This is a genomic window from Leclercia sp. J807 (assembly GCF_009734465.1).
Classification (GTDB): domain Bacteria; phylum Pseudomonadota; class Gammaproteobacteria; order Enterobacterales; family Enterobacteriaceae; genus Enterobacter.
In genome coordinates this window covers 3,116,080-3,128,765 of sequence record NZ_CP046446.1, presented here as the reverse complement: position 1 = coordinate 3,128,765, position 12,686 = coordinate 3,116,080, and the positions used below count along the sequence as shown (strand labels likewise).

Here is a 12,686-nt window from a genome sequence, read left to right as displayed (position 1 = left end):
AAGAGAGAGACCCGGCAGCGAGCGCTGCCGGGGGGACAACTTACTTAGCCAGCAGCTCGTTCGCCGTGCGTTCCACCAGTGACAGCAGGACTTTAACATCCTCCAGGGTCACAATTGGGTTCAGCAGGGTCAGCTTCAGGCAGGTGACACCGTTATGCTCGGTAACACCCACGTTAGCGCGGCCTGATTCCAGCAGGGCATCGCCAATCTTCTGGTTGAGCAGCGCGATGGCCGCGTCATCCAGCTGATGCTCCGGACGGAAACGGAACAGAACGCTCGCCAGCTGCGGCGGCATGACCAGTTCCAGTCGCGGCTGGTCAGTGACATACGCCGCAACCTGTTGGGCCATGGTGACACCGTGATCGATGATCTCAGCGTATTTCTTCTCGCCCAACGCTTCCAGGCTCATCCACAACTTCAGCGCGTCAAAACGACGGGTGGTCTGCAGAGATTTGGATACCAGGTTTGGTACGCCAGCCTCTTCGTCGAACTCAGAGTTCAGGTACGCCGCCTGATAGCGCATCAGCTCATAGTGACGCGCCTCTTTCAGCAGGAACGCGCCGCAGCTGATGGTCTGGAAGAACTGCTTGTGGAAGTCCAGAGTAACGGAATCCACCAGCTCGATACCGTCGAGGTAATCGCGATACTTCTCAGACATCAGCAGCGCGCCGCCCCATGCCGCATCGACGTGAACCCAGATATTCTGCTTCGCCGCCAGCTCTGCAATGGCACGCAGCGGATCGATAGCGCCCGCATCGGTGGTGCCTGCGGTGGCAACGATCGCCAGAATCTGTTCGCCGTTGGCATTGCACTGCTCAATTTTCGCGGCCAGATCGGTCAGATCCATGCGCGAACATTCGTCAGTTTTAACCTGAATAACGGACTGGTAGCCGAGGCCCATCAGCGCCATGTTCTTCTGCACGGAGAAGTGCGCGCTCTCGGAGCACAGCACTCGGATCTTACGCAGATCGCCCACCAGACCATCCTGCTGGACGGAGTGGCCCTGACGCGCAAAGAAGGCATCGCGCGCCAGCATCAGACCCATCATGTTGCTCTGGGTGCCGCCGCTGGTGAAGACCCCAGCGTCGCCCGCCTGATAACCCAGGCGGGTACGCAGCCACTCGATCAGTTTTATCTCGATAATGGTCGCGGACGGGCTCTGATCCCAGGAGTCCATGCTCTGGTTAGTGGCGTTGATCATCACTTCCGCCGCCTGGCTTACCACCAGGCTCGGGCAGTGGAGATGCGCCACACACTGCGGATGATGCACCGCCAGGCTGTCTTTCAGGAAATATTCAACGGCACGCTCGATAGCGGTTTCGTTGCCCAGCCCTTCCGGACTGAATTCCAGGTTAATACGTTCGCGCAGCTCGGCGACCGTTTTACCCTGGTACATTTCCGGCTGTTTCAGCCACTGCATGACCGCCTGGGTGCTCTGCTCGATCGCCTGCTGGTAGGCTTCGATGCTTTGCGCCGAGGACGACAAAATCGGGTTTAAATCTGACATTCTATCCATTGTCTCCGGTTAAACTGGGCGAACGCCCGCAGCAAGCAGCGCCTGCTCAAATTTGTCCAGGAACACATTCAGCTCCTGATCGCTGATCAGCAGGGAAGGCAGCAGACGCACAACGTTACCGTTACGGCCGCCACGCTCCAGAATCAGGCCTGCTTCGAAGCACTTCTTCTGGATCAGCGCAGAGAGCTCGCCGTCGCCCGGGAAGCAGCCCATATGGTCGGCAGCTTCGTGCGGTTTGACGATCTCAATACCGATCATCATGCCCAGACCGCGCACGTGACCGATAACCGGATAGCGTTTCTGCAGCTCAACCAGCTTCGCTTTCAGCCACTCGCCCTGGGCGGCAACTTTATCGGCGATGTTCTGCTCTTTAAGGATCTGCAGGGTGGTGAGGCCGGTAGCCATCGCCAGCTGGTTGCCGCGGAAGGTACCGGTATGGTGACCCGGAGACCAGGCATCGAACTGCTTTTTGATACCCAGAACGGCCAGCGGCAGACCGCCGCCTACAGCTTTGGACATCACCACGATGTCTGGCTGAATACCTGCGTGTTCGAAGGCGAAGAATTTACCGGTACGGGCAAAACCAGCCTGAACTTCGTCGAGGATCAGCAGAATGCCGTGTTCTTCGGTCACTTTACGGATGCGCTGCAGCCATTCAACCGGCGCCGGGTTCACACCGCCTTCGCCCTGGACAGCTTCCAGGATCACGGCAGCAGGTTTACGCACGCCGCTTTCCACGTCGTTGATCAGGTTTTCGAAGTAGTAGGCCAGCGCTTTCACGCCCGCTTCACCACCGATACCCAGCGGGCAGCGGTACTGGTGTGGGTAAGGCATGAACTGAACTTCAGGCATCATGCCGTCAACCGCTTCTTTCGGAGAGAGGTTGCCGGTCACGGACAGTGCGCCGTGGGTCATGCCGTGATAAGCACCGGAGAAGCTGATAATGCCGCTACGGCCAGTCACTTTTTTCGCCAGCTTCAGCGCGGCTTCAACGGCGTCTGCACCGGATGGGCCGGTAAACTGCAGGCAGTACTCTTTACCCTGACCTGGCAGCAAGGAGAGCAGGTATTCTGAGAACGCATCTTTTAACGGCGTCGTCAGATCCAGGGTATGTAACGGCAAGCCGCTGGTAATGACACTTTGAATGCTTTTCAGCACATCAGGATGGTTATGACCCAGCGCCAGCGTTCCCGCACCGGCCAGGCAATCAAGATACTCTTTATTATCCGCATCGGTGATCCACACCCCTTCCGCCTTGGTAATAGCTAAAGGCAGTTTGCGCGGATAACTCCTGACATTGGATTCCATTTCGGCCTGACGGGCCAGATAGGTTTCGTTGGTTTTGAAAGAAGAAGCATTCAAAGTATCAATACGGACTTTATCCGTCATCATATCACTCCTACAACCGCAGCTCAGCACGTGGCTCCGATTGAATAATTAATGAAAAAAATGAGAAGGGCCTCAAAAAACGCGGCCAATATAGAGCCTTTTTGCCCGGGGCTCAATGGTTAATTGTTTATCGTTTTGTAACGCGCGTTGAATCAACGCGCGTAAGGCGTAACCCCGCATGGTAGCTGAGGTTTTGTGGGGGGCGCTTCGTGTAAAAAAGAGGGGCGTTTTAGAATACTTTTGGACTACTTTTGAACGACGTTCAGAATGCCGTTGTCGCGGCCATGGGTTTTATTCCACGAGGCATCGGTCACGCCGTCCGCATCCAGCGAGATCGACAGGACGTAGCCTGCGCCTCTGACTTCGTAGAAGTTAGCATTAAAGCGTTTCACCGTGGCTTTTTCGCCGTTGATGGTCGCCTGGGTAAAGCCGTTATTGATGCTGGCTTTGATACCGTTGGCGCTAAATGACGCTTCACGCAGCGGGTCGGCAACGTGTGCCGCCTGACTGTGTTGTACGGCTTCATGCGCATTCTCAAGGGCCTGTTTTTCCGCCGCGGCATTGATGGCGGCCTGACGGTTCTGATCGGCAACGTAGCAGGCGTCGCGGCTTACGCCTTTGGCCTGACACTGCGCTAAGCGCTGCTCTTCTGAGACGCAGCCCGCAAGAAGCGTAGCCACCATCCCGACTAACAGAATCTTTTTCATACATTATTCCCCGGGTTTGATAAGTTCATTATTGTTGGTCTGGCCATTCTATGCGTGCGTCTATAGTAGAAACGCAGCGATGGCTCGCGGTGACTATCGCGGAAGAGGTGCGTTATCAGGTTGATGAAGATCACATTTAGCACGAATAGCTAAAAACTTGAGAGTTATCCTGGCTGACGGTTATCCGGAGGTCAGAAAATGGTTTTGCAGATGTAAGCCGGATGGTGACGTGAATGTGATAAAGGGGGCGTGCCAGAAAGGATCTTGCTATTGCCAGACGCATCCTCTACGCTGCCTCCATTACAGTATGTAATTTGACTCGGGGTGCCCTTCTTTGTGAAGGCTGAGAAATACCCGTACCACCTGATCTGGATAATGCCAGCGTAGGGAAGTCAGATGCCCTCCGGGCTATCGCTTCTTCGCGCAAGGCAGGAGCGATACCATGCAGCCTGACCTGCTTAATCTACACGCCTTACACCATTTCCGAACCCGTTCTCCGCTGACCCACTGCATGACCAACGACGTGGTGCAGACCTTTACCGCCAATGTTCTGCTGGCCCTTGGTGCATCACCGGCGATGGTGATTGAAGCCGAAGAGGCCGAACAATTCTCCGCGCTGGCCGATGCGCTGCTGATCAACGTCGGCACCCTGACCGCACCGCGCGCCCAGGCGATGCGCCGGGCGATTGAAAGCGCGGTGGCGGCGGACAAGCCCTGGACGCTCGATCCGGTAGCCGTTGGCGCGCTGGCCTACCGGACCCGTTTTTGCCAGCAAATTCTCACCCTGAAACCGGCGGCCATTCGCGGCAATGCCTCGGAAATTCTCGCGCTCGCCGGAATGAGCGCGGGCGGACGCGGCGTGGACACCACCGATACGGCAGCCAGCGCGCTGCCCGCCGCCCAGGCGCTGGCGCGGCAAACCAATGCGATTGTGGTGGTAACGGGGGAGGTGGATTACGTCACTGACGGACTGCGCACCCAGACCCTGACGGGGGGCGACCCGATGATGACCCGTGTGGTGGGCACCGGCTGCGCGCTGTCGGCGGTGGTGGCGGCCAGCTGTTCGCTGCCGGGTGACCGGCTGGATAACATCGCGGCGGCCTGCGGCTGGATGAAACGGGCCGGTACCCTTGCGGCTGCCCAAAGCCGCGGGCCGGGCAGTTTTGCGGCAGCGTTTCTTGATGCCCTGTGGACACTGGGGGCACAACGATGAAACGCATTAATGCCCTGACCATTGCCGGCACCGACCCCAGCGGCGGGGCCGGGATCCAGGCCGATTTGAAAACCTTCTCCGCGCTCGGCGCATACGGCTGCTCGGTGATCACCGCCCTGGTTGCCCAGAATACCCGCGGGGTGCAGTCGGTCTATCGCATCGAACCTGATTTCGTGGCGGCGCAGCTGGAGTCGGTGTTTAGCGATGTACGCATCGACACCACCAAGATTGGCATGCTGGCGGAGGCCGATATTGTCGAGGCCGTCGCGGAGCAGCTCCTGCGTCATCAGGTTAAAAACGTAGTGCTGGATACGGTGATGCTGGCGAAAAGTGGCGATCCGCTCCTTTCACCTTCCGCCGTCGATACGCTGCGTAAGAAACTGCTGCCGCAGGTGGCGCTCATTACCCCTAATTTACCCGAGGCGGCGGCGTTGCTGGATGCGCCCCATGCCCGCAATGAGCAGGAGATGAAAGCCCAGGGCGATGCCCTGCTGGCGATGGGCTGTGAAGCGGTGCTGATGAAGGGCGGGCATCTGGACGATCCTGAAAGTCCCGACTGGCTGTTCACCCGGGATGGAACCCTACGTTTTACCGCCCCGCGCATCAATACCAAAAATACCCACGGCACCGGCTGTACGCTCTCGGCCGCGCTGGCGGCGCTGCGCCCGCGGCATGATAGCTGGGCGGATACGGTGCGCGAAGCCAAAGCCTGGCTCTCCTGCGCGCTGGCAGAGGCGGACACGCTGGAAGTGGGGCAGGGCATTGGTCCAGTCCATCATTTCCATGCATGGTGGTGAAGGTTAGCGCTTATCGCTGGAAAAATCGCCACCCACGGACCAGGCTTAGGGAGCTCGCAATCCTGTGAGCCTGGAGAAAACATGCCGGCAGCCCGTCGGCACTAAGGGGAGCAAACCTATGACTGATATTGCGCAGTTGCTTGGCAAAGATGCCGAAAGCCTGTTACAGCATCGTTGTATGACCATTCCAGCCGACCAGCTCTATCTGCCTGGCCATGACTACGTCGACCGCGTGATGGTCGACAACAACCGCCCGCCAGCGGTACTGCGAAATATGCAGACCCTGTATAACACCGGGCGACTGGGGGGAACCGGCTATCTGTCGATCCTGCCGGTGGATCAGGGGGTAGAACACTCGGCCGGGGCGTCGTTTGCCGCTAACCCGCTCTATTTCGATCCGAAGAATATTGTCGAGCTGGCAATCGAGGCCGGCTGTAACTGCGTGGCCTCCACCTATGGCGTGCTGGCCTCGGTCTCGCGACGTTATGCCCACCGCATCCCGTTCCTCGTCAAGCTTAACCACAACGAAACCCTGAGCTACCCTACCGAATATGACCAGACCCTGTATGCCAGCGTCGAGCAGGCGTTCAACATGGGTGCGGTAGCGGTAGGGGCGACCATCTATTTCGGCTCGGAGCAGTCGCGCCGCCAGATAGAAGAGATCTCCGCCGCCTTTGAGCGTGCCCATGAGCTGGGCATGGTGACGGTGCTGTGGGCCTATCTGCGTAACCCGGCCTTCAATAAAGACGGTACGGATTACCACGTCTCTGCCGATTTAACCGGGCAGGCCAACCATCTGGCAGCCACCATCGGGGCGGATATCGTTAAGCAAAAAATGGCCGAGAACAACGGCGGCTATACGGCGGTCAAGTTTGGCTATACCGACGATCGGGTCTACAGCAAACTGACCAGCGATAACCCCATCGACCTGGTACGCTACCAGCTGGCGAACTGCTATATGGGCCGCGCGGGGCTGATCAACTCCGGTGGCGCGGCAGGAGGCGAGACCGATCTCACCGATGCGGTGCGCACGGCGGTGATCAATAAACGCGCGGGCGGCATGGGGCTGATCCTCGGCCGTAAGGCGTTTAAAAAATCGATGGCCGACGGCGTGAAGCTGATTAACGCCGTGCAGGACGTCTATCTCGATAAAAAAGTCACTATCGCCTAGCCATTCTGCCCCTCTTCCGTTGGAAGAGGGGCAGATGCCGGGCAACACTTCGTTTGCCCGGCCTACAGCGACGAGAACTACTTACGAAACCTTGTTTCATTTCATTCAAATCACCCTTCCGATCCACTTCACATTTCCCCTCTCTTTTGTGAAAAGTGTCACTTCTGCCCGTGCAAATGCACAAAAAATGGTCAGCGCTTAGCGGAATTTGTCTAAGGAAGTGGATGAATTTTGCGCTTAAAGTTAGTTTCGAAACAGCTTTTCAAAATGAAAGAACACGCTGAACCTACGCCGTTTTAAGGATAAAAAATGAAAATCGAATCTGTAAACGTCACCGTCTTTCAGTATCCCACCCGCCGGGTCTCTGACAGCGCCGGACATTCCCATCCGGGACCGGAAAGCCTGGCAAAAATGGCGATGCTGACCATTACCGCAGACGATGGCACCAAAGGGTACGCCTTTGCACCGCCGGAAGTGGTGCGCCCCTTTGTGGTCAACACCTTCTTTCGTAAAGTACTGGTCGGCCAGGATGCATTTAATCGCGAGAAGATCTGGCAGGAGCTGGCGCACTGGCAGCGCGGCAGCGCTCATCAGCTGACCGAGCGCGCGCTGGGCTTTGTTGAGCAGGCGCTGTGGGATCTGATTGGCCGCAAACTCAATATGCCGGTGTGGAAACTCCTCGGCGGCTACCGCGACAAAGTCCCTGCCTACGGCAGCACCATGTGCGGCGATGACCTGCCGGGCGGCCTCTCTACCCCGGAAGAGTACGCCAGCTTTGCCGAAAAGCTGGTCGCCCGCGGCTATAAGGCGATCAAGCTCCACACCTGGATGCCGCCAGTCTCTTTCGCTCCTAATCCAAAAATGGATATCAAAGCCTGCGCCGCGGTGCGTGAAGCGGTCGGGCCGGATATCGACCTGATGATCGACGGCTACCACTGGTACAGCCGCGCGGAAGCGCTGTGGATCGGTAAGGAGCTGGAAAAACTCAATTTCGCCTGGTTTGAAGAGCCGATGGAAGAGGAGAGCATGGCCTCCTATGCCTGGCTGGCCGAAAACCTCTCCATTCCGATTATCGGGCCGGAAAGCCTGGGCGGTAAGCATCACAGCCGCGCCGACTGGGTGAAGGCGGGGGCCTGCGACATCCTGCGCGCCGGTGCCAATGGCGTGGGCGGTATTTCGCCAACCCTGAAAGTGGCCAACCTGGCCGAATCGTTTGGTATGGACTGCGAAGTACACGGCAACGGCGCGGCGAGCCTGGCGGTAATTGGCGCGATCAAGAACTGCCGCTGGTATGAGCGCGGCCTGCTGCACCCGTTCCTCGATTACGATGAGCCAGCTGCGTACCTGCACAGCCTGATCGACCCGATGGATGATGAGGGCATGGTCAGCCTGCCGACGCGTCCTGGACTCGGCGAAGACATTAATTTTGCATATATCGAAGCCAATACCGTCAGCCACGACTGACAGATAAAAACGTACCCTACAGGCGATATATACATGAAACGAACCTCTCTGGCTGGAGCGTGTTTACTCGCGCTCTCGCTGATGATGGGGAGCGGTGCGGCGTACGCAAAAACGCCGCCCGATCAGCTCATCATCGGTATGAACATGAACAACCTGCTGACCCTCGATCCGGCCGCGATGACCGGCAACGAAGTGGTCGGCATTGTGGTCAATCTCTACGATTCGCTGGTGGAACTGGACCCCAACACCCTCACCAACGTCAAACCGGCGCTGGCGAAATCCTGGGATATCTCGCCGGACGGCAAAACCCTGACCTTCCACCTGCGCGATAACGTGACCTTCCACTCCGGCAACCCGCTGACCGCCGAGGATGTAGTGTGGTCGATGCGTCGCCTGCTGCACCTCAATCTTGCCCAGGCCTCGGTATGGAAATCCTATGGATTTTCTAAGAAGAATATCGACCAGCAGATTAAGGCCCTGGATGACTACACCGTGCAGCTCACCCTGCCGAAAGCCAACGACCCGCAGCTGGTGATCTACTCCCTCGGCGCGCTGGGCAACCTCGGCGTGCTGGACCGTAAAACGGTGCTCAGTCACGAGGTCAATAGTGACTGGGGCAATCGCTGGCTGACCACCAACGAAGCCGGTTCCGGGCCCTTTATGCTGGAAACCTGGCAGGCGAAAGACGTGCTGCGCATGCAGCGCAACCCGAAATACTGGCGCGAAGAGCCGAAGATGAACCGCGTGGTGCTGCGCCATTTCCAGGAGTCGCAAACCCTGCGCCTGATGGTGGAGAAGGGCGATCTGGATATCGCCAACAACATGGCGGTAGCCGACATCAATGCCCTGCGTAAGGATCCGCAGCTCACCGTCGAAGCCGTGCAGAAGGGCACGGTCTACTACGTGGCGATGAGCATGAAGGAGGCACACTTCGCCAACCCGAAAGTACGTGAAGCGGTGCGCTACCTGATTGACTATCAGGGCATCAACAAGGCGCTGATGCCGGGCTACGGCGTATTGCACCAGCGGCCGATCAAGGCGGGGATGCCGTCCACACTGCCGGACCCGGGCTATAAGCTCGATATCCCACGCGCCAAAAAGCTGCTGGCGGAGGCGGGCTACCCGGAAGGTTTCGACACTACCCTGCGGGTGCTGGCGGATCAGCCGTTCCTCAATATCGCTATCGCCGTGCAGTCCACCCTGATGCAGGCGGGTATCAATGCCAAAATCATCACCGGCACCGGGAACCAGATCTACGGCGCGATGCGCGAGCGTAAGTTCGACATGCTGGTCGGGCGCGGCGGCAGCGGCGTGGAGCCCCATCCGCACTCCAGCCTGCGCGCGCTGGTCTATAACCCGGACAACAGCGACGAAGCCCGACTGACCAACTTCCAGGGCTGGCGCACCGGTTTTTACGACAAGCCCCTGAACGAGATGATCGACAAAGCCCTGCTGGAACGCGATCCGCAGAAGCAGATCGCCGATTACCAGCAGATCCAGGTGCGTTACGACCAGCTGATCCCGGCGCTGATCCCGCTCTCCCAGATGGTCGATTCGGTGGTGGTGCGTAACGAGGTGAAAAACTTCCAGTCGCATCCCTCCGCCACCACCTTCCTGCGGGAAGTCTACAAAACCGGAGGTGAAAAATGAGTGTTGCGATCCTCGCTCCAGGCTCCCGCACCCGGCGTTTCTCAAAACGCCTGACCCAGGTGCTGGTGACCCTGTTCGGCCTGCTGGTGCTGACCTTTTTCATTGGCCGCGTAATGCCGGTCGATCCGGTGCTGGCGATTGTCGGCCCGGATGCGGACCACAGCACCTATCAGCAGGTCTATCAGCAACTGGGCTTTGATAAATCCCTGCTGACCCAGTTCGGGATCTACCTGAACAACCTGCTGCACGGCGATCTTGGCAATGCCCTGCTGACCGGCAAACCGGTGCTGGATGACATTCTGCGCGTCTTCCCGGCCACCCTGGAGCTGGCGACGATGGCGATTATTGTCGGTGCCGGTTTAGGCATCCCCCTGGGAGTGCTGGCGGCCGCGCGCCGTAACAGCGTCTCGGATTATGTGGTACGCATCATCAGCCTGGCCGGGTACTCCACGCCAATCTTCTGGGTGGGGATGATGGGGCTGCTGCTGTTCTACGCCTGGCTTGGCTGGGTAGGGGGCGCTGGACGGCTGGATTTAGGGCTGGATGGCCTGGTGCCACGCCGCACCGGGCTGATGACCGTCGATGCCCTGCTGGCGGGTAACAGCGCAGTCTTCTGGAACGCCATTAACCACCTGGTGCTTCCTGCCTCGCTGCTGGGCTTCCACTCCCTGGCTTACATTAGCCGCATGACCCGCAGCTTTATGCTGGCCCAGCTGTCGCAGGAATTCATCATCACCGCCCGGGTGAAGGGCCTGACCGAGCGGCAGGTGATCTGGAACCACGCGTTTCGCAACATCCTGGTGCAGCTGCTGACGGTGGTGGCGCTGGCCTACGGCTCGCTGCTGGAAGGAGCGGTGCTGATCGAAACAGTCTTCTCCTGGCCGGGCTTTGGCTCCTATCTCACCGGCAGCCTGCTGCTGGGGGATATGAATGCGGTAATGGGCTGCGTGCTGCTGGTGGGGATGATCTTCGTGATGCTCAACCTGCTCTCCGACATGCTGTATCAACTCTTTGACCCGAGGACGAAATCATGACCGTTTCTCTGGATACACCGCTGCGCACTTCCCGCAGCGAAGGACGCCAGCGCCTGGCGCGGATGGCCCGCCGCACCTTCGGCTTTGCCGGGCAGATGGCGCGCAACCCGCTGACGGCCATTGGCGGCGGCATCATTCTGCTGCTGTTGATCGTGGCGGCCTTCGCGCCCTGGATCGCGCCGTACAACCCGCTGGTGCAGGATCTCAATAACGCCCTGGTGGCGCCGAACGCGCAGCACTGGTTCGGCACCGACGAGTTTGGCCGGGATATCTTCAGCCGCCTGGTCTACGGCTCGCGGATCACGCTCTATATCGTACTGCTGGTGTCGGTCACCGTCGGCCCGCTGGGGCTGCTGTTGGGGGTTACCGCCGGTTACTTTGGCGGCAAGGTGGATGCAGTGCTGATGCGCGTCACCGATATCTTTATCTCTTTCCCGAGCCTGGTGCTGGCGCTGGCGTTTGTCGCAGCGCTCGGCCCGGGGCTGGAACATGTCGTGATCGCCATTACGCTCACCGCCTGGCCGCCGATTGCCCGTCTGGCCCGCGCTGAAACCCTGTCGTTACGCCAGGCCGACTTTATCTCCGCCGTGCGTCTGCAAGGGGCCTCCCCGGTGCGGGTGCTGTGGCGTCACATCGTGCCGCTGTGCCTGCCGTCGGTGATTATCCGTATCACCATGAATATGGCCGGGATCATCCTGACCGCCGCCGGGCTGGGCTTCCTCGGCCTTGGCGCACAGCCTCCGGAGCCGGAGTGGGGGGCGATGATCTCCAGCGGCCGCACCTACATGATGGAGTGCTGGTGGGTAGTGACTATTCCGGGGCTGGCGATCCTGATTAACAGCCTGGCGTTCAACTTCTTAGGAGATGGCTTACGTGACATCCTCGATCCTCGCAGCAACTGATGTGCCGCTGCTCGATGTGCGCGATCTGCACGTCGACTTTATCAACGGACGCGCGGTCACCAACGCGGTGCGCGGCGTCTCCTTTCAGCTCGGGCGCGAGAAGCTGGCGATTGTCGGTGAGTCGGGCTCCGGGAAATCCACCGTCGGACGGGCGCTGCTGCGTCTGCACCCGGCAAAGGCGCAGATCACCGCCACCCGGATGCAGTTTGGCGATGTCGATTTACGCAGCGTCAGCGAGGCGCAGATGCGCGGTATTCGCGGCAAGCGTATTTCGATGATCATGCAGGATCCGAAGTACTCCCTGAACCCGGTGGTCTGCGTCGGAGATCAGATTGCCGAGGCCTGGCTGACCCACCATCCGGGACGCAAGGCCGAGGCGAAAGCCAAAGTGCTGGAGATGCTCGACGTGGTGCGCATTCGCCAGCCGGAGCGGGTCTATCAGCTCTATCCGCATGAGATCTCCGGCGGGCAGGGGCAGCGCATCATGATCGCCATGATGCTGATCACCGACCCGGAGCTGGTGATCGCCGATGAACCGACCTCGGCGCTGGACGTCTCGGTGCGGCTGCAGGTGCTGGGCCTGCTGGACGATTTAGTCCAGTCCCGCGGGCTGGGGCTGATTTTTATCAGTCACGACATCAACCTGGTGCGCAGCTTCTGCGACCGGGTGCTGGTGATGTATGCCGGGCGGGTGGTGGAGTCCATCGCCGCCTGCGATCTGCACAACGCGCAGCACCCCTATACGCAGGGGTTAATCAATGCCCTGCCGGAGATGAATCACCGCCGTCCGGTGCTGCCGGTATTGCAGCGCCAGGCCAGCTGGCTGACCGAATAAGGAGCGAA

11 protein-coding genes and 1 riboswitch are annotated in these 12,686 nt (G+C 59.2%); of the genes, 8 read left to right on the top strand and 3 right to left on the bottom strand.

Going from position 1 to position 12,686, the window contains the following annotated elements:
* Positions 1–40 precede the first annotated feature (40 nt).
* From GNG26_RS14995 to GNG26_RS14985, 3 genes are all read right to left on the bottom strand, one after another.
* The gene (locus tag GNG26_RS14995; protein ID WP_114386115.1) at positions 41–1,507 is read right to left on the bottom strand and encodes an aspartate aminotransferase family protein; all 1,467 of its coding nucleotides are present in this window, start codon (positions 1,505–1,507) and stop codon (positions 41–43) included.
* A gap of 18 nt (positions 1,508–1,525) precedes the next feature.
* On the bottom strand, positions 1,526–2,908 hold the full coding sequence (locus GNG26_RS14990; protein WP_103825048.1) for a diaminobutyrate--2-oxoglutarate transaminase: 1,383 nt from the start codon (positions 2,906–2,908) through the stop codon (positions 1,526–1,528).
* A gap of 242 nt (positions 2,909–3,150) precedes the next feature.
* On the bottom strand, positions 3,151–3,612 hold the full coding sequence (locus GNG26_RS14985) for a hypothetical protein (protein WP_156239340.1): 462 nt from the start codon (positions 3,610–3,612) through the stop codon (positions 3,151–3,153).
* 310 nt (positions 3,613–3,922) lie between these two features.
* Positions 3,923–4,019, top strand: a riboswitch (TPP riboswitch).
* 35 nt (positions 4,020–4,054) lie between these two features.
* Between GNG26_RS14985 and thiM the strand changes: the two genes are divergently transcribed.
* From thiM to GNG26_RS14945, 8 genes are all read left to right on the top strand, one after another.
* Entirely contained in the window at positions 4,055–4,825 is a 771-nt protein-coding gene (gene thiM / locus GNG26_RS14980) for a hydroxyethylthiazole kinase (protein WP_114314484.1), read from the top strand.
* Complete coding sequence (thiD, locus tag GNG26_RS14975; RefSeq protein ID WP_156239338.1) at positions 4,822–5,622, top strand: bifunctional hydroxymethylpyrimidine kinase/phosphomethylpyrimidine kinase; 801 nt, start codon at positions 4,822–4,824, stop codon at positions 5,620–5,622. Before thiM ends, thiD begins: the two co-directional genes overlap by 4 nt.
* 118 nt (positions 5,623–5,740) lie before the next feature.
* Positions 5,741–6,793 (top strand): class I fructose-bisphosphate aldolase, encoded by a 1,053-nt coding sequence (gene fbaB, locus GNG26_RS14970; protein ID WP_103180254.1) that lies wholly within the window; start codon positions 5,741–5,743, stop codon positions 6,791–6,793.
* Between the two features lie 309 nt (positions 6,794–7,102).
* Entirely contained in the window at positions 7,103–8,257 is a 1,155-nt protein-coding gene (locus GNG26_RS14965) for a mandelate racemase family protein (RefSeq protein WP_156239336.1), read from the top strand.
* 33 nt (positions 8,258–8,290) lie between these two features.
* Entirely contained in the window at positions 8,291–9,907 is a 1,617-nt protein-coding gene (locus GNG26_RS14960) for an ABC transporter substrate-binding protein (RefSeq protein WP_156239334.1), read from the top strand.
* Complete coding sequence (locus GNG26_RS14955; protein WP_156239332.1) at positions 9,904–10,941, top strand: ABC transporter permease; 1,038 nt, start codon at positions 9,904–9,906, stop codon at positions 10,939–10,941. The genes GNG26_RS14960 and GNG26_RS14955 overlap by 4 nt, the downstream gene beginning before the upstream one ends.
* Complete coding sequence (locus tag GNG26_RS14950; protein WP_156239330.1) at positions 10,938–11,843, top strand: ABC transporter permease; 906 nt, start codon at positions 10,938–10,940, stop codon at positions 11,841–11,843. Before GNG26_RS14955 ends, GNG26_RS14950 begins: the two co-directional genes overlap by 4 nt.
* The gene (locus GNG26_RS14945) at positions 11,815–12,678 is read left to right on the top strand and encodes an ABC transporter ATP-binding protein (RefSeq protein WP_114317057.1); all 864 of its coding nucleotides are present in this window, start codon (positions 11,815–11,817) and stop codon (positions 12,676–12,678) included. Before GNG26_RS14950 ends, GNG26_RS14945 begins: the two co-directional genes overlap by 29 nt.
* Positions 12,679–12,686 lie beyond the last annotated feature (8 nt).